General features: G+C 67.4%; 19 protein-coding genes. 9 read left to right on the top strand and 10 right to left on the bottom strand.

The annotated features are described in order from the left end of the window. Positions 1-8 precede the first annotated feature (8 nt). Complete coding sequence (locus ABD923_RS01435; RefSeq protein WP_259547084.1) at positions 9-1,076, bottom strand: YeeE/YedE family protein; 1,068 nt, start codon at positions 1,074-1,076, stop codon at positions 9-11. 356 nt (positions 1,077-1,432) lie between these two features. On the opposite strand from ABD923_RS01435, the gene ABD923_RS01430 reads away from it, so the two are divergent. Genes ABD923_RS01430 through ABD923_RS01420 form a run of 3 tightly spaced genes read left to right on the top strand, consistent with a single transcriptional unit; the run spans position 1,433 to position 3,849 of the window. Next, positions 1,433-2,164 carry a DUF484 family protein gene (locus tag ABD923_RS01430; RefSeq protein ID WP_259547085.1) on the top strand — a complete coding sequence of 244 codons (732 nt, stop codon included), beginning with the start codon at positions 1,433-1,435 and terminating at the stop codon, positions 2,162-2,164. A gap of 4 nt (positions 2,165-2,168) precedes the next feature. Continuing rightward, the gene (locus tag ABD923_RS01425; protein WP_259547086.1) at positions 2,169-3,104 is read left to right on the top strand and encodes a tyrosine recombinase XerC; all 936 of its coding nucleotides are present in this window, start codon (positions 2,169-2,171) and stop codon (positions 3,102-3,104) included. 52 nt (positions 3,105-3,156) lie between these two features. Further along, entirely contained in the window at positions 3,157-3,849 is a 693-nt protein-coding gene (locus ABD923_RS01420; RefSeq protein ID WP_259547087.1) for a CDP-alcohol phosphatidyltransferase family protein, read from the top strand. On the opposite strand, the gene ABD923_RS01415 is transcribed toward ABD923_RS01420, so the two are convergent. The 4 genes from ABD923_RS01415 to ABD923_RS01400 form a co-directional block, all read right to left on the bottom strand. Continuing rightward, positions 3,846-4,109, bottom strand: coding sequence for a hypothetical protein (locus ABD923_RS01415; protein ID WP_259547088.1), 264 nt, complete (start codon positions 4,107-4,109; stop codon positions 3,846-3,848). The genes ABD923_RS01420 and ABD923_RS01415 overlap by 4 nt on opposite strands. Positions 4,110-4,158: 49 nt before the next feature. Further along, complete coding sequence (locus ABD923_RS01410; RefSeq protein WP_259547089.1) at positions 4,159-4,956, bottom strand: inositol monophosphatase family protein; 798 nt, start codon at positions 4,954-4,956, stop codon at positions 4,159-4,161. A gap of 133 nt (positions 4,957-5,089) precedes the next feature. Beyond that, the gene (locus tag ABD923_RS01405; RefSeq protein WP_259547090.1) at positions 5,090-5,863 is read right to left on the bottom strand and encodes a glycerophosphodiester phosphodiesterase family protein; all 774 of its coding nucleotides are present in this window, start codon (positions 5,861-5,863) and stop codon (positions 5,090-5,092) included. A 3-nt stretch (positions 5,864-5,866) separates the two neighbouring features. Continuing rightward, complete coding sequence (locus ABD923_RS01400; protein WP_259547091.1) at positions 5,867-6,772, bottom strand: LysR family transcriptional regulator; 906 nt, start codon at positions 6,770-6,772, stop codon at positions 5,867-5,869. Between the two features lie 93 nt (positions 6,773-6,865). Here ABD923_RS01400 and metF point away from each other — a divergent pair, with 93 nt between their 5' ends. The 4 genes from metF (at position 6,866) to ABD923_RS01380 (ending at position 11,236) form a co-directional block, all read left to right on the top strand. Continuing rightward, positions 6,866-7,732 carry a methylenetetrahydrofolate reductase [NAD(P)H] gene (metF, locus tag ABD923_RS01395; RefSeq protein ID WP_259547092.1) on the top strand — a complete coding sequence of 289 codons (867 nt, stop codon included), beginning with the start codon at positions 6,866-6,868 and terminating at the stop codon, positions 7,730-7,732. A gap of 226 nt (positions 7,733-7,958) precedes the next feature. Further along, entirely contained in the window at positions 7,959-9,149 is a 1,191-nt protein-coding gene (locus tag ABD923_RS01390) for an aspartate aminotransferase family protein (protein WP_259547094.1), read from the top strand. 36 nt (positions 9,150-9,185) lie between these two features. Beyond that, positions 9,186-10,112, top strand: a complete 927-nt coding sequence (gene argF, locus ABD923_RS01385; RefSeq protein WP_259547095.1) for an ornithine carbamoyltransferase — start codon at positions 9,186-9,188, stop codon at positions 10,110-10,112. 188 nt (positions 10,113-10,300) lie between these two features. Further along, positions 10,301-11,236, top strand: a complete 936-nt coding sequence (locus ABD923_RS01380; RefSeq protein ID WP_345229390.1) for a DMT family transporter — start codon at positions 10,301-10,303, stop codon at positions 11,234-11,236. Here the strand turns inward: ABD923_RS01380 and ABD923_RS01375 are convergent. Beyond that, entirely contained in the window at positions 11,214-12,266 is a 1,053-nt protein-coding gene (locus ABD923_RS01375; RefSeq protein ID WP_259547096.1) for a serine hydrolase domain-containing protein, read from the bottom strand. The two genes, ABD923_RS01380 and ABD923_RS01375, sit on opposite strands and share 23 nt — an antisense overlap. Positions 12,267-12,303: 37 nt before the next feature. Then, on the bottom strand, positions 12,304-13,122 hold the full coding sequence (locus tag ABD923_RS01370) for an ABC transporter permease (RefSeq protein WP_222189089.1): 819 nt from the start codon (positions 13,120-13,122) through the stop codon (positions 12,304-12,306). A gap of 146 nt (positions 13,123-13,268) precedes the next feature. On the opposite strand from ABD923_RS01370, the gene ABD923_RS01365 reads away from it, so the two are divergent. Continuing rightward, positions 13,269-13,877: a GcrA family cell cycle regulator gene (locus ABD923_RS01365; protein WP_222189091.1), complete on the top strand. Its 609-nt coding sequence runs from the start codon at positions 13,269-13,271 to the stop codon at positions 13,875-13,877. A 24-nt stretch (positions 13,878-13,901) separates the two neighbouring features. On the opposite strand, the gene ABD923_RS01360 is transcribed toward ABD923_RS01365, so the two are convergent. After that, positions 13,902-15,674 carry a hypothetical protein gene (locus tag ABD923_RS01360; protein ID WP_259547097.1) on the bottom strand — a complete coding sequence of 591 codons (1,773 nt, stop codon included), beginning with the start codon at positions 15,672-15,674 and terminating at the stop codon, positions 13,902-13,904. 265 nt (positions 15,675-15,939) lie between these two features. Between ABD923_RS01360 and ABD923_RS01355 the strand changes: the two genes are divergently transcribed. Then, positions 15,940-16,227, top strand: a complete 288-nt coding sequence (locus ABD923_RS01355; RefSeq protein WP_259547098.1) for a DUF2218 domain-containing protein — start codon at positions 15,940-15,942, stop codon at positions 16,225-16,227. Positions 16,228-16,231: 4 nt separating this feature from the next. Here ABD923_RS01355 and ABD923_RS01350 read toward each other — a convergent pair whose 3' ends face one another. Together ABD923_RS01350 and ABD923_RS01345 are read right to left on the bottom strand one after the other, a co-directional pair. Further along, positions 16,232-16,741 (bottom strand): transglycosylase SLT domain-containing protein, encoded by a 510-nt coding sequence (locus ABD923_RS01350; RefSeq protein WP_259547099.1) that lies wholly within the window; start codon positions 16,739-16,741, stop codon positions 16,232-16,234. Further along, a complete protein-coding gene (locus ABD923_RS01345; protein WP_345229389.1) occupies positions 16,741-18,795 on the bottom strand; it encodes an AsmA family protein in 2,055 nt (684 codons plus the stop codon). The genes ABD923_RS01350 and ABD923_RS01345 overlap by 1 nt, the downstream gene beginning before the upstream one ends. Between the last annotated feature and the right edge of the window lie 113 nt (positions 18,796-18,908).

Here is an 18,908-nt window from a genome sequence, read left to right as displayed (position 1 = left end):
TCGGTTGCTTATTCGGCAGGGACAGCACCGTGGTTTGCGCGCTGCTGGCTGCCGATCCGCGCCTCGACCACCCCGGCGCCCCACATCCCCGCGACGATCGACACCAGGGCTAGGATCGCGGCGACCGACAGGGTCGGAACACCGGCCAGACCGGCACCGACCGTGCAGCCGCCAGCCAGAACGCCGCCGACGCCCATCAGCGCGGCCCCCGAAAGGGTGCGGCCCATCTGGACGGGGCTGGTGAACGCCTCCCACGCGAAGCGGCGCGCGGCGATGGCCGCAACGATGGCCCCGGCCAGGACGCCGCCGATCAGGCCCACGCCGAAACCCGGCTCGACCAGGCTGGCCGCCACGCCCCAGAACAGGGAATCGGCCCAGGGCTTCGTGAAGGACAGGCTTTCCAGCGCAATCGGGTCGAACTCGTCGTATAGGACAAAGCCGGTTCCGACCCAGCCGAGCGGCACCAAGGCACCCAGCAGCGCGGCCCCCGACAGCATCCAAAGGCCCGCGCCGGACCGCCACGCCACGCCAAGTGCCGCCACGGCCAGCAGCGCCGCCCAAACCGCGGCACCGCCGGGCAGGGCCGCAAGGCTGACCGCCGCGCCCAGATCGACGGTCGCGGCGGACAGGCCCGTGCGCACCGGCGAAAGCGCGCCTTGCAGGGTCGCGTGGGCGAACACGGCGAAGACGAACAGCGCCGTCAGGGCCCGCAAATTGCCGGCACCGCTCAGCACCGTCAGACGCGAGATGCAGCCCCGCGCCAGCACAGCGCCCACGCCGAACAGCAACCCGCCCACGGTGATCCCCACGACCGGCAGCGCCGAGACGTGGAACCTGTGCGCATCGAACGAGACCCAGCCCAGCGCGACAGCGGCCTGCGTCCCGAGGATCGAAACCGCCAGCGCCATGGCCCAGACACCGCGCGCCGATGCACGCTCTTCCACCGGGCCGGCGACGGCGCGCCGCAGGCAGAAGCGCGTCAGTTGCGCCAAGGCCCCGAAGGCAAGGCCCAGCGCGAGGCCCAGCCAGAGAGATGCCGCACGGGGCGAGAGATCGAGGGCGAGCGTTTCGTACATATCCACCTCCGGGAAAGTCCTGTGGCCATGGTCCAGTCGGCGGGCATCTAGACGATACCGGCCGCCATGCAAGCGGCGGGCGAAGGACGATCAGCCTTTCAGACACCGACCGGACGAACGGGCGTTCCGGCCGTCCCGCGAGACAAGGCCGCATCGGACCACTTGTTCGCATCCCCCAACCGTTTGGACCTTTCTGCGCCTCGGCGATGCGATTTCCCGCCCCGTCGGGGACCTTGCTGCAACAACGGCCCGCAACTCCCTCAGCCGATGGCAAAAAAACTGGCCCGAACCGCTCGGCTCATGTTATGGGCCGTATCAACAAGGTGAAAAACCGAATAAAAGCACGAGGCAGCACAGTGAGCAGCGAGCAGGCCGGGGCGCGTCCCGGATATTTCGACGATTGGCGTGAACGTGTGATCTCGGACCCCGAGTTGATCCTCGAGGACCGCGACCTGATGCGCGCGCTGATCTCGGCCAATGACCGCCAGATGGGCGGCAATATCGTGGACATGCGCGGCATCGCGATGGAACGGTTGCAGAACCGGCTCGACCGGCTGGAGGACACGCACCGCTCGGTGATCGCGGCGGCCTATGAAAACCTCGCCGGCACCAACCAGGTGCATCGCGCGATCCTGAAACTGCTCGACGAGTCGGAGTTCACCGGTTTCCTGAAGGTCCTGGGCACGGATGTTGCGGGCATCCTGCGGGTCGATCGTATCCGCCTTGTGCTCGAGTCGCCCGAAGCGACCGAGACCGAGGCGCCGCGCGTCCAGAAGCTCGAGGATGTGCTGACCGTCGTCGCGCCGGGTTTCGTCGAAGACTACATCACCGGCGGGCGCGACATCCCGCACAAGCAGGTGACCCTGCGCCAGGTCGGCATGGGCTGCGACCGGATCTTCGGGGACGAGGCCGCGACCTGGATCAAGTCCGAGGCGTTGATGGTCCTCGATTTCGGCCCCGGACGCTTGCCCGGCCTTCTGGTCATGGGCGCCGAGGACCCGCACCAGTTCCGCCCCAGCCAGGGCACCGACCTTCTGACCTTCTTCGCCAGTGTCTTCGAACGGCTGATGCGGGGCTGGCTGGGTTGAGGCGATGAGCCTTGCGCTGACCCCGGCGATCCGCGACCTGCTGGACAGCTGGCTGACCCATGAACGCGCGATCAAGGGCGCGTCCGAGGCGACGCTGAGAGCCTATGGCGCGGATGTGACGGGCTTTTTTGCGTTTCAGGCCGAGTATCTTGGCGGCGCACCCGGCCCAGCGGCCCTGCGCGGCCTTGGCCCGCGCGAATTGCGGGCGTGGATGGCCGATCAGCGCGGGCGCGGTGTCGGCGCACGGTCGCTGGCGCGGCGGTTGTCTGCCGTCAAAGGCTTTTTCAACTGGTGGGCCGAGCGTGACGGGTTCGACGCGACCGCCATCCTGTCGCTGCGCGCGCCCAAGCATCAACGCCGCCTGCCCCGCCCCCTGACCGAGGATGGCGCACGCGACATGATAGACGGGGTCGGCGAACAGGACGCGCGCGACTGGGTCGCCGCCCGCGATATCGCGGTGATCACCCTGCTCTACGGCTGCGGCCTGCGGATATCCGAAGCCCTGGGCCTCGACGCCCGCCTGATCCCCCTGCCCGAGGTGCTGCGCATTCGGGGCAAGGGCGGCAAGGAACGCGAATTGCCTGTCCTTCCCGCCGCCCGCGCCGCCGTGGATCGTTACGCGGCGCTCTGTCCCCATGACCTGGCCCCCGGAACGCCGATGTTTCGCGGCATTCGCGGCGGCGCGCTCGGGCCCCGCGCCGTGGCCAAGGTCATGGAAAAGACCCGGATGCAGCTTGGCCTGCCCTCTTCGGCGACCCCGCACGCGATGCGGCACAGCTTCGCCACGCATCTGCTGAATGCCGGGGGCGACCTGCGCGCGATCCAGGAATTGCTGGGGCATGCGTCGCTGTCCACCACCCAGGCCTATACCGCCGTCGACACTGCGCGCCTGCTCGACATCTATCAATCGGCGCATCCATCCGCACGCAAGCGCGCCTGAACCGTTACGGAACGGTTGCATGTGCCGGGGCAAGCAGGCATCACCGCAGCCCATGAGCCCACGCGTCCAAGCCCTCTCCGTTCACCTCTTCACCGCCATCGGAGCCTCGCTCGCCATGCTGGCGCTGCACGAGGCGTTCGAGCGCAACTGGGAGATGATGGCGATCTGGCTGGCGGTGGCCTTCGTCGTGGACGGGATTGACGGCCCGCTGGCGCGCAGCGTGGACGTGAAGCGCAATTTCCCCGAGATCGACGGCGTCCTGATGGACCTGATCATCGATTTTCTCACCTATGTCGTGATCCCGGCCTATGCGCTTTATGCCTCTGGGCTTCTGCCCGGCTGGACCGGATGGGTGGCTGTCCTGCTGATCCCCTTCGCCAGCGTCGTCTATTTCTCGGACACGCGGATGAAGACGGCCGACAACAGCTTTGCCGGGTTTCCCGGCTGCTGGAACATGGCGGTGCTGGCGCTGCTGGTGGTCACGCCGCCATGGTGGATCACGGCGGCCCTGGTCGTGATCCTGACCGTGGCGATGTTCCTGCCGCTGAAATTCATTCACCCCGTGCGCACCGTGCGCTGGCGGTGGCTGTCGCTCCCCATCGCGTTGATCTGGACCGGGGGCATCGCATGGGCAGCCTGGACGGGCTTTGCCGAGAACCCGGCGCTCACCGTGACCGTGGCGATCACGTCGGTTTACCTTCTGTCGGCGGGCATCCTGCAACAGGTGATCCCGGCGCGCGGCTAGCCGTCAATATCCGCGCCGTCCTCTGCCTCCGCGGAAAGATCCGCGCGCAGGGCGGCCCAATCCTCGAAACTGGTTCGGATCGGCATGTCTCCAAGCCGCGTGGCCACGCGCGCGGCCATCCCCTCGACGGCATCCGAGACCTCGGACATCACCGCAAGGCCAAGGGCGACGGTGGCGGCGGTCATCACCACCCAATCCACGGCGGCTGAACCGGCCTCGGAGTGCACAAAGGAACGCGACAAGTCAGGCAAACGGGTCATGGGACCAGCATAGGCCCCAAATCGTTCGAAACTTTGACGATGGCGCCGATCAGGCGCCGCGATCGCGGATGATCCCCGAGAACCCGTCGAAAATCGGCTCGGACGCAGCGATCACTTGGCCATCCGTCAGGATCTCCTGCCCGTCGCGGATGGGCTGCACGAGGCCACCGGCCTCTTTCACCAGCAGGATCCCCGCCGCAACGTCCCAAGCGTTCAAGCCGCGTTCCCAGTAGCCGTCATAGCGGCCCGCCGCGACATAGGCGAGGTCAAGCGCGGCCGATCCCCAGCGGCGCACACCCGCGCAAGCGGGCATCAGGCGCGCCAGATCCTGCAAGGTCGCGGGCAGGTATTTCGCCCCCCCGAAGGGAACCCCGGTTGCGAAGATGCACTCGATCATCCGGTTGCGGCCCGAGACGCGCAGGCGCTGGCTGTCGTTCAGCCACGCCCCGGCGCCCTTCTCGGCGTAGAACATCTCGTCCTTGGCGGGGTCGTAGACGACACCGGCCACGATCTCGCCCTTGTGTTCCAGGGCGATGGAGATGGCCCAATGCGGCAGGCCGTGCAGGAAATTCGTGGTGCCGTCGAGCGGGTCCACGATCCAGCGCCGGGTCGGGTCCTTGCCCTCGATCTCAGTGCCTTCCTCGCCGAGGAACCCGTAATTCGGACGGGCCTCCATCAACTCGGTGCGGATGATCTCCTCGGCCGCGCGGTCGGCGCGGCTGACGAAGTCGCCCGGCCCCTTGGACGAGACCTGGAGGTTCTCGACCTCGCGGAAATCCTTGACGAGGCTGCGCGCGGCCTTGCGCGCGGCCTTGATCATCACGTTGAGGTTGGCGGAGCCTTGCATGGTCTCGATCCTTCGGAAACTGCCCGCGCGCCATAACGGAGCGCGCGCGACTTGCCAAGGGTCCGCCACGATCGACACGCGCAGACCCGGTCGCCCGAGCGGGCCAGGACAGGCAAACGCGCCGCCGCGACGCTCAGCGCGCGCCGGCCCCGCCCGGCCATTGCCCCCGGCGGTCCAACACGTCGCGCAAGACGGTGGGACGGTCGGTCATGATGGCGTGAACGCCCAGATCCAGCAGCCGCTCCATCTCGGACGGCTCGTCGACCGTCCAGACCTGAATGTCGATCCCCCGCGCGGCCGCAGCCCGCATGACGCCCCGCGTCACCACCGGGACGCCCCGGAAGACCGGGGGCACCTGCGCGACGGCAAAACCGGGTCGGCGGATCGGGACCCCCTGCCCCGCCAGCCAGAGCGCCAGCACCCCGGCCTGCCCCGGTGACCAGCACAGCCCAGACCCCAGCAGGGCCCGGATCGCCGCGGTGCGCTTGACCGAGAAGGACCCGATACAGACCCGCGCCAACGCATCGGCGCGGCGGATCACCTCGGCCAAAGGCGCGGCGACGCGGTCGCATTTCAGCTCGAAGGTGACGTTGAGCCCCGGAAAGGACGCCAGCACCTCGTCTGCCCGCGGGATGGCCGCACCGCCATGGGTGCGGATGCGCGCGACATCGGCCCAGTCCAGATCGGCGATGCGCGCGGTCTCGCCGGTCATCCGCGTAAGGGTCGGATCGTGATGGACCACGGCGACACCGTCGCGCGTTGCGTGCACATCGGTCTCGATATGGGTGAACCCGAGGCCGACCGCGCGCGCGAAGGCCTCCATCGTGTTTTCCTCCGCCTCCAGCGAGCCGCCGCGATGGGCGACCGCCGTGGGCGTCGGATGGTCGAGGAAGGGATGCCGCGCCATGTCTCAGGCCCTCTGAAGCTTGGGCGGCTCGGTCCGGCACAGCCTCAGCACATGGGCCATGTAGGGCTTGGCCGTGTCATCGGCCCGGGTGGCCCCGTACATGCGGCGGGTCAGGCCATCCCGGGTCAGCGGACGCGTCACGACGGATTGCGGCGTGCGCGGGTCCCGCACCACCCAGTCGGGCAGCACCGCCACCCCGCGCCCCGAGGCAACGAGCAGCATCATCACCGCCGACAGTTCCACCTGCCGGATGCTGCGCGGCTCGATTCCCGCCGGAAACAGCAATTCGCTGAACACGTCGAGGCGGGCGCGCTCCATCGGGTAGGTGATCAGCGTCTGATCCTCGAAATCCTCTGCGGTGATGAAATCCTTCTGCGCGAGGGGATGGTCCTTGGAGCAGACGAAAACCGGCTCGTAATCGAAAAGCGGGGTGAAATCGACGCCGGGCAAATTCTCGGGGTCGGACGAGATCACCAGATCGACCTCTTCGCGCAGGAGCGCGGGCAGCGCCTCGAATTGCAGGCCGGGGCGGATATCGACATCCACATCGGCCCACGTCCCGCGGAAGGCCTCGAGCACCGGAAGCAGCCAGTCGAAACAGGCATGGCATTCGATGGCGATATGCAGCCGCCCCGTCTTGCCGGATCGCAACCCCTCGAACTCTTCCTCGACGGCGGCGATGCGCGGCAGGATATCCTCGGCCAGCCGCAGCAGTTTTTGGCCCGCCGGCGACAGGCGCATGGGCTTGGAGCGGCGCACGAACAACTCCATGCCCGCCTGATCCTCCAGTCCCTTGATCTGGTGGCTCAGCGCAGATTGCGTGATGTGCAGGCGATCGGCGGCCCGCGCCAATCCGCCTTCTTCATGGATGGCCTTGATGGTGCGAAGATGGCGGAACTCAAGATGCATATCTGGCTCATATAGATGATGAGTTTTATGAATTTGTCGCAACAATCCCTATATGCGATCTAGGTGGACGACATTGCAAGGATCAGAATCGCCATGACCACGCCGCGCGTCTCTTTCGAGTTCTTCCCGCCCAAATCCCTCGAAGCCTCCTTCAAGCTTTGGGAAACCTTGGGTGTGCTGGCCCCGCTGGCGCCGGAATTCGTCTCGGTGACCTATGGGGCCGGTGGCACGACCCGCGCCCTGACGCATGATGCGGTCAAGACGATCCACAAGCATTACGGGGTCCCGGTGGCCGCGCACCTGACCTGCGTGGACGCAACCCGCAGCGAAACGCTGGAAATCGCCGAGAGCTATGCCGAGGCGGGCGTGACGCAGATCGTGGCCCTGCGGGGCGATCCGCCGAAGGGCGAAGGCAGCTTCACCGCCCACCCCGAGGGCTTTGCCAGTTCCATCGAGTTGGTCGAGGCGCTGGCCAAGACCGGGAAATTCACCTTGCGCGTCGGTGCCTACCCCGACCCGCACCCCGAGGCCGAGAACCTGCAGGCCTGCGTAGAGTATCTCAAGCGCAAGATCGACGCCGGGGCGGATGAGGCGATCACCCAGTTCTTCTTCGAAGCCGACACCTATTTCCGCTTCCGCGATGCTTGCGCCAGCGCGGGGATCACGGCCAGGATCATCCCGGGCATCCTGCCGGTGAACAACTGGACCCGCGTGCGCCGCTTCGCCGAGGCCACGGGCGCGGTCATCCCGGGCTGGGTGGACGAGGCCTATGACAAGGCGATCCGCGATGGCCGCGAGGCGCTGCTGTCGACCGCGATGTGTGCCGAGCTTTGCACCGAGTTGATGGCGGGCGGGGTCGAGGACCTGCATTTCTACACGCTGAACACGCCGGACCTGACGCGCGATGTCTGCGCAGCGATTGGCGTGACGCCCCGGGTGGACCTGTCCGAGGTCGCCTGATCCATCGCCCTTTTTCGAGGGATTTCGCCGCGCGTTCCGCGCGTCGACCCGCGCGGGGGCTCTGCCCCCGCACCCCCGGAGTTTTCTGGCCAAGATGAAGGGGTGGGGAGATCGGGCTGCTTTCATCAGGCGCAGCACTTGACCCCATCACCGTCTCTGAATTGACTTCGCGACAGGCCTCGGGCAAGCCGGGGCCTTCACATGGTCAACCCCCAGGAGACAGAAGATGATCTCGCCGGTCCTGCCAAGCTATGCGCGTGCACCGCTTTCCTTCGTCAAGGGCGAAGGATCTTGGATGATCGAGGCCGACGGGCGACGTTTCCTGGATTTCGGGTCCGGCATCGCGGTGATGGCGCTTGGCCATGGTCACCCGGCGCTCGTGGGCGCGCTCAAGGCGCAGGCCGAGACGCTGTGGCATACCTCTAACCTCTACACCGTGCCCGAGCAGGAGGCGCTGGCCGAACGGCTGGTCGAGCATACCTTTGCCGACACCGTGTTCTTCTGCAATTCGGGGACCGAGGCGGCGGAACTCGCCATCAAGATGGCCCGAAAATACTGGTACGAGAGTGGCCAGCCCGAGCGCACCACGATCCTCACCTTCGAGGGCGCGTTTCACGGCCGGTCCATGGCCGCGATCTCGGCTGCCGGGTCGGAGAAGCTGACCAAGGGGTTCGGCCCCCTGCTGGAAGGGTTCGAGCACCTGCCCTTCGGCGATCACGACGCGCTGCGCGCGGCGGCGGCGCAGCCCCATGTCGGCGCGATCATGATCGAGCCCGTGCAGGGGGAAAGCGGCATTCGCCCCCTGCCCGATCAATGCCTGAAGGGCCTGCGCGACCTGTGCGACGAACACGGCCTTCTGCTGATCCTCGACGAGATCCAGTGCGGGATGGGCCGCACCGGGCGCCTCTTTGCACATGAATGGGCCGGGATCACGCCGGACATCATGCTGGTCGCCAAGGGGATCGGCGGCGGCTATCCGCTCGGGGCGCTCTTGGCCACCGAAAACGCCGCCAAGGGCATGACGGCGGGCACGCATGGTTCCACCTATGGCGGCAACCCGCTCGGCTGTGCCGTGGGCGCCGCCGTGATGGACGAGGTGACGCGCGACGGGTTCCTCGACGAGGTGAACCGCAAGGCGGGCCTGTTGCGCCAGAAGCTCGAAGGCCTTGTCGCGGCGCATCCCGAGATTTTCGAGGGCGTCCGCGGGTCCGGCTTCATGATCGGCGTGAAATGCAAGGTCACCAATACCGACGTGGTCAAGGCCGGCTATGACGCCGAGGTGCTGACCGTTCCCGGCGGCGACAACGTGATCCGCGTGCTGCCGGCGCTGACCATATCCGACGACGAGATCGCCGAAGGGGTCGCGCGCCTCGATGCGGCCGCGACCGCCCTCGAAGCCCAGGGCGCGCGCGCGTGATCCTTCCCCATTCCTGAATTCGAAAAGACTGATCCGATGACCCATTTCCTCGATATCGACAAGACGGACCCCGCGGACCTGCGGGGCATGATCGACCAGGCCGCCGCCATGAAACAGGCGCGCGCGGGCCGCCCCAAGGGCGCGCCCGATGACGAGCAGCCGCTCAAGAACCGCATGGTCGCGCTGATCTTCGAAAAACCCTCGACCCGCACGCGCGTCAGCTTCGACGTGGGCACGCGGCAGATGGGCGGGCAGACCATGGTTCTGTCGGGCAGCGAGATGCAGCTCGGCCATGGCGAGACGATCGCCGACACCGCCCGCGTGCTCAGCCGCTACGTGGACCTGATCATGATCCGCACCTTCGAGGATGACGTCCTGCTGGAGATGGCCGAACATGCCTCGGTTCCGGTCATCAACGGGCTGACCGACCGCAGCCACCCCTGCCAGATCATGGCCGATATCCTGACCTACGAGGAACATCGCGGCACCATCGCGGGCAAGAAGGTGACGTGGTGCGGGGATGGCAACAACGTCTTTGCCAGCTTTGCCCATGCCGCCGGGCAGTTCGGCTTCGACCTGACCTTTGCCGGTCCGGAAACCCTGGACCCCGAGATGATCTTCGTCGAGGAGGCCCGCGCCAAGGGCGCCAAGGTCGAGATCATGCGCGACCCGGCCCGCGCGGTGGAGGGCGCCGACCTTGTCGTGACCGACACCTGGGTCAGCATGCATGACAGCCAATCGGCCAAGGAACGGCGGCACAACCAGCTGCGCCCCTACCAGGTGAATGCCGAGCTCATGTCCCATGCGAAGCCCGACGCCCTGTTCATGCATTGCCTGCCCGCCCATCGCGGCGAGGAGGTGACGAACGAGGTGATGGACGGCCCGCAATCGGTCATCTTCGACGAGGCCGAGAACCGCCTTCATGCGCAAAAGGCCGTCATGCGCTGGTGCCTCGGCGTCTGAGAGGGCTTGCGCCCGGCCCGGACACTTATCCGGGCCGGACCAAACACGCCCGCCCGGGTCACCTGCCCCCGGGCCGCCCTCACGCCCTGTCCACGGCGCGTCCGGAGGGCGCGGTCTTTTTTGCAGGGGTCACGGCCACATGCTGAAAACCGCGACACCGCCTGCCGCAGCCGAGGACGTCGCCGCCCATGACTGACCGGAATGCCCCGCAAGCCGCGATCCCGGCGGCCGCCATCGCCCCTCGGACCGCGCCGAACCCCGCGCTGGCCATTCTGTTGATGGTTTGCGCAACCGCCTTCATCGCGGCGACGACCCTGCTGGCCAAGGCGCTCGGGACGGAGGCCCTCGGTGCGCCCCTTCACCCGCTCCAGGTCAGTCACGGGCGCTTTCTGTTCGCCTGGATCGCCATATCCACGACCCTCGCAGTGCTGCGGCCCCGGCTCATCCGGCCCGATTGGGCGCGCCATGTCGGCCGCACGCTTTGCGGCTGGGGCGGTGTCTCGCTGATGTTCGCCGCCGCCGCGATGATCCCGCTGTCCGATGCAACGGCGATCAGTTTCCTGAACCCGGTTTTCGGAATGATCCTCGCCATTCCATTCCTCGGGGAAACGGTCGGCAAATGGCGGTGGTTGGCCGCCGCGATCGCCTTTGCCGGGGCGATGATCCTGATCCGCCCGGGAACCGAGGCGATGCAACCCGGGGCGCTGCTGGCCCTTGGCGCCGCGCTGTGCCTGGGGTTCGAGCTGATCTTCATCAAGCGTCTGTCCGGCCGCGAAGGGCCGCTTCAGATCCTGTTCATCAACAACTCGCTGGGGCTGATCATCGCAAGCCTCGCGGTTCTGGCCGTGTGGCAAATGCCCAGCCCGGCACAATGGGCCGCGCTGGCTGGCCTGGGGTTCGCGATGGCCTGTGCGCAGGCGTGTTTCGTCAACGCGATGGCGCGGGCGGATGCGAGCTTCGTGACGCCGTTTTCCTACCTCACGCTGGTGTTCGCCGCGCTCTATGACGCGGTGATATTCGGAGTGGTTCCAACCCCCGTCAGCGTGACGGGCGCGGGCATCATCATCGCCGGCGCAGCGCTTTTGGCATGGCGCGAGCAGGTCAATCGCCGCAAGCCAGCCTGAATACCGCGTCGCCGGCCTGAGTGACGACACCATCGACCAGCCCCATCGCGGCGGAGTTCACGGCGACGAAGCTTGCGCAGCCGCGGGCGGGATCAAACCGGGCATTTGCAAACCACATGGTGTTCGACCCGGAGTGGCGGAGGATGCCACCTACCTCCGCCCAACCCAAGGCATAGTCGCCCGGGCCCGCGGCCCGGTGCAGCTTGTCCCAGCTTTCAGCCGACAGGAACATTGGATCGCGCTGCGCATGCGCCGCGAGGTAGCGCAGCATGTCGGCGGTCGAAAGATGCACGCGCCCTGCCGGTCCCAGGGCCGCGATATTGTCCGCGCGCGGGCCGGGTGGAACCGCCCTTAGCCCGCCGATCAGCGGTGCGCGGTGCCCAAGGGGTTGATCGCCAAGCGGTGGCCCAAACCCGGCACTGTCCATGTGCAGCGGCCGAAAAACGCGCGTGGCAATCAGGTACTCCCATGGCGCGCCACCCGCTGCCTCCAGCATGGCGCCAGCCACGACATACCCGGCATTGGAGTAATGAAACCCGCCGCGTGCATGGCGTGGCGCCAGCCCGAGAACTTGTTCGACATAGGCGGAGCGGGGTCCACCGCCCAGCCGGCTGGCCGCGATTATCCCGAGGTTCGCCCGCATGCCTGACGCATGGCGCAACAGCTCCTCCAGCGTCACGTCGCGCCATGCGTCGCGCATGCCAGGCACCAGGTCGCCCAACGCCGCGCCGATGGTTGTGTGCCACTCGATGTCTCCCGCCTCGACCATGCGGGCGGCCAGCGTGGCGGTCATCGATTTGGTCAGCGACCCGAGGTGCCACAGGTCGTCGGGCTCAACCGGCGCGCCTCCGTCGATCCGGCGCAGGCCAGCCACAGCGCTGTCCTGCCCCACGGGTGACACCATGCCCACCGCGCCCCCGGGAATGGCAGGGTGTGCCGCCAGGGCCTGGGCGATATCGGACAGGTCGGCCCGCGCAGGAAGCGTCGAGAGCAGGGTGAACAGGGCCGAAAGCAAAACGGGAACGCGCATGGCCGCAAGGTGGGACGACGCGCCCGCCCGCGCAAGCTCAGCTTTTCAGCCGCCACCCCGTGCGGAACCAGTACCACGCCAGCCCACCAACCGCCGCCGTGGCGGCAAGGGTCACGACAAGCCCCTTCTCCGGCGCGCTATCGGACACCCCCAGCACCCCGAAACGCACCCCGTCGATGATGTAGAAGACCGGGTTCCAATGGCTGAGCGTGTTGATGACCGGCGGCAAGGCCTCGATCGAATAGAACGTGCCGGACAGGAAACTGAGCGGCATCACGATGAAATTGGTGATCGCGGCGATCTGATCGAATTTCTGCGCGACGATCCCGGCCACCAGCCCCAGCGCGCCCAGAAACGCCGCGCCCAGCACGACGAAGACCAGCGCCCAGAGCGGGTGGGCCACCCCGACCCCGACGATCGGGAACAGCACCGCCGCAATCGCAAGCGCCACGAGCAGCCCGCGCACCACGCCCCCCACGACATAGCCGGTCACCAACTCCCCCGCGGACAGGGGCGGCATCAGCGTATCGACGATATTGCCCTGCACCTTCGACACCACGATGGAGGAGGACGTGTTGGCAAAGGCGTTCTGGATCACCGTCATCGTCAGGATGCCCGGCGCGATGAAATGCAGGAAGCTGACCCCCATCACGTCCCCTCTCTGCGGCCCGATGGCGATGGAGAAAATCATCATGAACAGGCCCGCCGTCACCAGCGGCGCCAGCAGGGTCTGCGTCCACACCACCAGGAAGCGCAGCGTCTCGCGCCGGATCAGCGTCCAGAGCCCCAGCCAGTTGAAACGCCCAAACCGGCGCACCCCCATGTCCCGCGCATGGGTCAGTCCCGTCTCTGCCATGTGATTGCCGTCCTCTTCTTCGTCGTCCGGCCCCTCAGGTGCCTTGCCCTCGGGACATGGCAGCTTAGAATGGGGCTTTCAATATCGCGGCGCACGGCCCATATGAGGCCCCGAGCCGAAAAAGCGCGCAAGAGCGAGGAACACGCATGTCCTGGACCGAGGAACGGGTCGAGCTTCTGAAGAAGATGTGGGGCGAAGGCCAATCGGCAAGCCAGATCGCCAAGGAATTGGGCGGCGTCACGCGCAATGCCGTGATCGGCAAGGTCCATCGCCTTGGCCTGTCCAACCGCTCGGGCGGCGGCGGCACGACCGTGAAACCCGCCGCGAAAGAGGCCGAGCCCAAGCAGGCCGCGCCGAAACCCGCGAAAAAGCCCGAGCCCAAGCCGGAACCCGCGCCCGCCGCGGCCGAACCCGCCGCCAAGCCCGAGCCTGTCGCAGACCCCGCGCCGCGCCCCTCGAACGTCACGCCCATCCGCAAGACGATCGTGCCCGCCGGCCAACCCCTGCCGCCGCAGCCCTCGGCCAACGAGATCAGCCCCGAGGCGCTGGCCAAGCAATCCGAGGTCGAACGCCACGCCAAGCGCCTGACGCTGATGGAACTGACCGAGCGGACCTGCAAATGGCCCATCGGCGACCCGGCCACGGATGATTTCTACTTCTGCGGCCTGCCCGTGCAGCAGGGCAAACCCTATTGCGAGGCCCATGTCGGCGTCGCGTTTCAGCCGATGAGCAGCCGCCGCGACCGCAAGCGCTGAGCCACGGCACAGACACGGGCGGCGTCAGTCGCGCCGCCCGACAAGGCCGGTCAGCACCGCCGCCGCCAGCGCGGTGATGATCCAGCCCGCCCCCTGGAAAAACCAACGCGAGTAGAAGGCGACCTCGCCCAACACCCCGCGTTCGGTGCTGGGGCGCCACGCCTCCTCCTGCCCCAGCGCGTCGAGCGGGATGAACAGGTCCAACCCGTAAAGCAGCGGCTGGAACGTCTCGTAATCCTGCGCCGTCGGGCTGGTCTCCTGCCAGATCTGCACCGGCATCCGCGCATCCCCCGCCGCATGCGCCGCCACCGCGCCAAGCCAATCGGCGGAGGTCAGCACGACATCGGAATTCGGCGCGAACTGCCCGGCCGCGTAGGTGAAATGCGCAAGACCCGAGGCCAGCAGGACCAGCACGAGCGAGACCCCAAGCGCCCGCGCCGGGCGGTGGCCATAGCCCGCCAGCAACCAGAACAGGAAATCGACAGGCGCTTTCAGGTTGGCCTGCAAGGATTGCCATGCCGTGCGCCACGTCCCGTCCAGCCGCGCATGGGCGCGCAGGCGGGAGGCGCGCCGCTGCCGTGTTTCGCGGTCCACCAGCACCCGCGCCGCACCGTCGCGGTTGCCCTGCGCCCTCAGGACCGTGGCAAGCTGCACATGCGGCTGCGGGTCGAAATCCGGGCCTTTCAGGTGATCCGGCGCGCCGGGGGCGCAAACGCGAGGCCGATGCGCCGCCCGGCCCAGCCACGCGATCCGCTCGGCCACCGACATCGACCCGTCGATCCGGTCATAGCGGAACCCGTCAAGGATCAGTCGGCCCACGCCCTCCCAACTTGCTCGGTCATCATGTAACGACCTGACCCGTGCCTCGGTCAAGTCGATTAGTTCCCGCGCCCCGGTGACCTTCTTCCAGAACAGGCCATGGCCGATACGGGCCGAGTGAAAGGTAATTCCAGCCTTGATTTCGGCCCCATTGACCAACAAGACCCCCACGACGTCGGCCCGCGTGAAATTGACTCGTCCGACCGCAAGGAATGGCTTGTCTGGATGCTCCGGATCAGCGCGCAGGATCACATCCGCCCCGATCCGCGCGGCGTCGCAATTCAGCGCCCGGCCCTCCGCCGCCTCGAAGGCCCCGCCGGTGCAGTTCAATTGCCCGCCGATCTCGGCACGGCCGAAATTCACCTCCGCCATCGCCCGGAACTTGTCGCATAGAAAAACAGAAGCACCGATCTGCGCACCGTTGCAATTCAGCGCCTCGCCTTCCGACGCCTCGAAGGCACCGCCAGCGCAGGAAAACTGTCCACCGATCCGCGCAGCGGCAAGATCCATCCCCGCGCCGGCCTTGAACCCCTCGCGCAGATGCACATCCCCGCGTGTGGTCAGCCGTTGCAGATCCAGCCCCTGCGGCGCAGCGCAACCGGGCAGGTACAGCGCCCCGATCCGCGCAGCATGCAAATTGGCGCGCTCCGGCAGGCGGCAGTTCTCCAGCCCCAAGTCCAGCGGGGTTTTGCAGCTTTCAAGGTCCAGCACCCCGTCGATCCAGCCGCCCCTAATCCAGACACCCGTGGGGTGCGGGCGCGGGCCGTCCTCGCAGCCGCCCAGCATCAGGTAGCGGATCAGCCCCGCGCGCACCCGGCGGTCGGGGTCGGAACAATCCGGCGGCAGCTCCTCCTTGCTCGGAAGCACAGCCATCCGTCCCAACCTGCATTCAGCCAACAGGTCAGCCTCCAGCGCGCTCCACTCCTTGCCGCCTTTCACCTCGGCGATGCCGGGGCGATAAATCTCGATACTCGTCATACGCCCGATCATGGCCGCACAGACGCATGGCGCAAGGGCTATCGCCGCCCCGGCCTCGATGCGCGGCGTATGTACGGGCTGTGTACAGGATGTGTACGGGGTGTGACGTGTCCATTCAGGCGCATCTCGACAGGCTGGCGGCCCCCCGGCGCGCGGGCGCAAAGAAACGAACAGGCCCGTGTGCGGAATTGCGGCGGGGCTTTTCCTTGCGCTTTCGGGGGGCAGTCCCTTATCTTGAGTGAAACACTCAGATTAAGGACCAATCATGCACTCAACCACCCGTATTCAAACGGAAAAAGCCAGCGGTTACCTGCAACAGCTCTGCAAGCATTTCGCCCATAAATGCGAGGTCAGCTTCGACGCAGCGCGCGGTGTCGTGACCTTCCCCATGGCGCGCGCCGATCTCGCTGCCGAGGGCGGGGCGCTGGATATCTCGATCACCGCCGACGACGCCGAGGGCCTCGACTGCGGCCAAACCGTCATCTGCTCCCACCTCCAACGCTTCGCCTTCCGCGAAGACCTCCCCGCACCCGTATGGACCCGGCTGGCCTGACGTCTCAGCGGCAGTGGCGGGCGATTTCGCGGTCGTTCAGGCCGGTTTCGACCAGCATGCACCGGTTGCGCGCCTCGTAGTAATAGCCGCGCGCATACCACATCACCGCTTCGTCGATATTCCCGTCCGAGACCAGCCACGCGCCGCGCAGGTAGCGGCCCGCGTATTGCAGGTTCACTTCCGGGTCGAGCAGGTCCTCGGGCGGGCCGCTATGCCCCATCGTCCGCGCCGTTTGCGGCAGGATCTGCATCAGCCCCCAGTAAGGGCCGTTGCGCGCATTGGCGCGATAGTCGCTTTCGCGCTGGATCACCCGGTGCAACAGCGCCTCGGGGATGTCATGCACCTCGGCATATCGCCGGACCAGGCGCCGCATTTCAGGTGTCTCACCGGGGTAGAGCTCCGACGTCATCCGGGCCTGCGTGGTCTCCGGCCCGTCGCCCCCGAAAAGCCCGCCGCCACATCCGGCCAAGACCAATGTCAGGGCCAGGACCCCGGCGCGTGTTGCCGTCATCATCACTCGACCACCTCTTCCGCCTGCTCTTCATCGGGAGATCCGCCGAAGATCCGCAGCAACTGGTTCTCGATCTCTTCGTTGACCCGTTCCTGCACCTGCGCTTCGATCTCTTCGCGCCCGTCGCCGTCCTGGATATCAAGGCCAAGCGCCTCGTTCGCGCGGGTGCGCGCCTCTTCCTCCAGCCGGTCCGCTTCTTCTTCGAGACGGGCGCGGGCCTCGGCCTCCAGCCTTTCGCGCTGTTCCTCCAACTCCTGCTGGGCGAGGTATTCGAGGTCTGGCCGGATGCGCGGGCTGCTCCACGGCCCCGAGATCAGCACGGGCACCTGCACACCGGCCACGCCCTCCGCGTCGCGCATCACGCCGGGAATGACGCGGTAGTCCAGCGTCTGCGCCCCAAGGTCGACCGACCCCGCGCCGCGCACCTCGCCCCAAGGCGCATCGAGGAACAGGTCCTCGTTCTCGAGGATGCCGTCGGCGATCGTGAACTCTGCCGTGACCCGGTCGTAGACCGTGCGCTGCCCCTCGCCCTGGTAGGAGGTGTCGAGGTTTCGGACCATGCCCGCAAGGTCGAAGCCGCGGATCGCGCCTGCGCCAAAGGCAAGGTCGCCGCGCCCCTCCAACCCGTCCATGATCGTGGCGAGGTCATTGCCCACCCCCAGGAATTCGAGGCTGGCACTGCCCGACCCTTCAAGCCGATCCCAATCGGCAAAATCTGTCAGAAGCGGGTTCAACTGCACATCGGCCAGCAAAAGGTCACCGCCCACCGACAACCCGCCCCGCCCGTTGACGACGAACTGCCCGGCGAGCCGTCCGCCATAGGAGCCGATCCGCGCGATATCGAACACCAGCCGGCCCCGGGTCAGGGTGATGTTGCTCTCGACCGGTTCCAGAACCGCGCCCCCGAGGTCGAGCGCGCCCAACGCCAGCGACAACTCGGCATCCGTCGCGAAAAGGCCGCTGACGTCGATCCTGTCGGTCGGCCAGCCCGCGGCAGTATCCCCGCCACCACCGCCCGCTGCGTCAGCGCCCCCCATGCCGGGCAAGCTCAACCGCCCGCCAGAGATTGCGCCACGCACCATGGGGCGGTCGGCCCCCTGCGTGATGTCCAGTTCCGCATAGAGCGTATTGTCATCCAGCGTGATTTGCCCGCTGCGCAGATGCGCCGTGCCCTCGTTCGTCAGGGTAACGCGCCCTGTGGCCCGGATGCGGTCGCGGCCAAGGCCCTGCGGCAGATCGGGCGCTGCGGTGCCGGCCAGCGCCAAGATCGGTCCAAGCTCGCGGGCGTCCAGCGTGACGTCGCCAGCCAGGGCCGGCGCGGTCGAGACGCGCCCGTCAAAGCCCGCTTCGCCCCCGTCCCAATCCAGCGCCAGCACCGCGCCCCGCACCTCGCCTGCGATCAACCCGGCCAATCCGTCGACGGCGGCCTCGATCGCCAGGTCCGCGCCGTTCACGTTCGCCGACCCGGAAAGGGTTGCGCGCGCCTCGCCCCCCGGCACCGAGAGTTCCGCGTCCAGACCGGCAATCGTGATGTCCTGCCCCGCACCCTCGTCGATCCAGCGCAGGCGGCCATCCGATATGACGGCGCGTTCGAACCCGATGGCGGGCAGCCCGCCTTCACCGGCGGCCTCATCCGCGGCGACCTGCGCCTCGGCGGCGTCCGCGATCTCTCCGGCGCTGAAATCCCAACTGACGCGGCCATCCGCGCCCCGCTGCAAGACAATCTCCGGGCCGATCAGCTCCGCGCGCTCCAACTGGATCTGGCCGGAAAAAAGCGCGCTCCAGTTGACGCCGACATCCAGGCGCTCGGCGGCGATCAGTGGCCCGGCCTCGACCCAATCGGGGTTGCCCACGCGCAGCCCCTCGGCCCGGATCCCCAGATGCGGCCAGAGCGTCGGGCGCACATCGCCCGTGACCACCACCTCGCGGCCCGTGGCCTCGGCGATGCGGTCGGTGGCCAGCGTGGCGATCCGTTCCGTCGGCACCACGAAAAGCGTCGACACCCCGACCAGCGCCAAAATCATGACGCCCACGATTGACCTGATGATCCAGCGCATCTGCCCTGCTCGCCCTTCCGTTTTCGCCAGTTAGCCACAAACTGCGGGCCCTTGCATCCCTGACACGCGTGAATTTTCGACCGGCGGCGGCCCGCCGCCGACCGCCAAACCCC

It is taken from the genome of [Roseibacterium] beibuensis, assembly GCF_039542305.1.
In the GTDB taxonomy this organism is placed as follows: Bacteria; Pseudomonadota; Alphaproteobacteria; order Rhodobacterales; family Rhodobacteraceae; genus Roseibacterium; species Roseibacterium beibuensis.
The sequence above is the reverse complement of the archived record's forward strand: the minus strand, read 5'-3'. Positions and strand labels throughout refer to the sequence as shown.

Coding starts and splice junctions, on each gene's coding strand:
- ABD923_RS01435 (WP_259547084.1), bottom strand. CDS start 1,076: ATGTACGAAACGCTCGCCCTCGATCTCTCGCCCCGTGCGGCATCTCTC.
- ABD923_RS01425 (WP_259547086.1), top strand. CDS start 2,169: ATGAGCCTTGCGCTGACCCCGGCGATCCGCGACCTGCTGGACAGCTGG.
- ABD923_RS01420 (WP_259547087.1), top strand. CDS start 3,157: ATGAGCCCACGCGTCCAAGCCCTCTCCGTTCACCTCTTCACCGCCATC.
- ABD923_RS01415 (WP_259547088.1), bottom strand. CDS start 4,109: ATGACCCGTTTGCCTGACTTGTCGCGTTCCTTTGTGCACTCCGAGGCC.
- ABD923_RS01410 (WP_259547089.1), bottom strand. CDS start 4,956: ATGCAAGGCTCCGCCAACCTCAACGTGATGATCAAGGCCGCGCGCAAG.
- ABD923_RS01405 (WP_259547090.1), bottom strand. CDS start 5,863: ATGGCGCGGCATCCCTTCCTCGACCATCCGACGCCCACGGCGGTCGCC.
- ABD923_RS01400 (WP_259547091.1), bottom strand. CDS start 6,772: ATGCATCTTGAGTTCCGCCATCTTCGCACCATCAAGGCCATCCATGAA.
- metF (WP_259547092.1), top strand. CDS start 6,866: ATGACCACGCCGCGCGTCTCTTTCGAGTTCTTCCCGCCCAAATCCCTC.
- ABD923_RS01390 (WP_259547094.1), top strand. CDS start 7,959: ATGATCTCGCCGGTCCTGCCAAGCTATGCGCGTGCACCGCTTTCCTTC.
- argF (WP_259547095.1), top strand. CDS start 9,186: ATGACCCATTTCCTCGATATCGACAAGACGGACCCCGCGGACCTGCGG.
- ABD923_RS01380 (WP_345229390.1), top strand. CDS start 10,301: ATGACTGACCGGAATGCCCCGCAAGCCGCGATCCCGGCGGCCGCCATC.
- ABD923_RS01375 (WP_259547096.1), bottom strand. CDS start 12,266: ATGCGCGTTCCCGTTTTGCTTTCGGCCCTGTTCACCCTGCTCTCGACG.
- ABD923_RS01370 (WP_222189089.1), bottom strand. CDS start 13,122: ATGGCAGAGACGGGACTGACCCATGCGCGGGACATGGGGGTGCGCCGG.
- ABD923_RS01365 (WP_222189091.1), top strand. CDS start 13,269: ATGTCCTGGACCGAGGAACGGGTCGAGCTTCTGAAGAAGATGTGGGGC.
- ABD923_RS01360 (WP_259547097.1), bottom strand. CDS start 15,674: ATGACGAGTATCGAGATTTATCGCCCCGGCATCGCCGAGGTGAAAGGC.
- ABD923_RS01355 (WP_259547098.1), top strand. CDS start 15,940: ATGCACTCAACCACCCGTATTCAAACGGAAAAAGCCAGCGGTTACCTG.
- ABD923_RS01350 (WP_259547099.1), bottom strand. CDS start 16,741: ATGATGACGGCAACACGCGCCGGGGTCCTGGCCCTGACATTGGTCTTG.
- ABD923_RS01345 (WP_345229389.1), bottom strand. CDS start 18,795: ATGCGCTGGATCATCAGGTCAATCGTGGGCGTCATGATTTTGGCGCTG.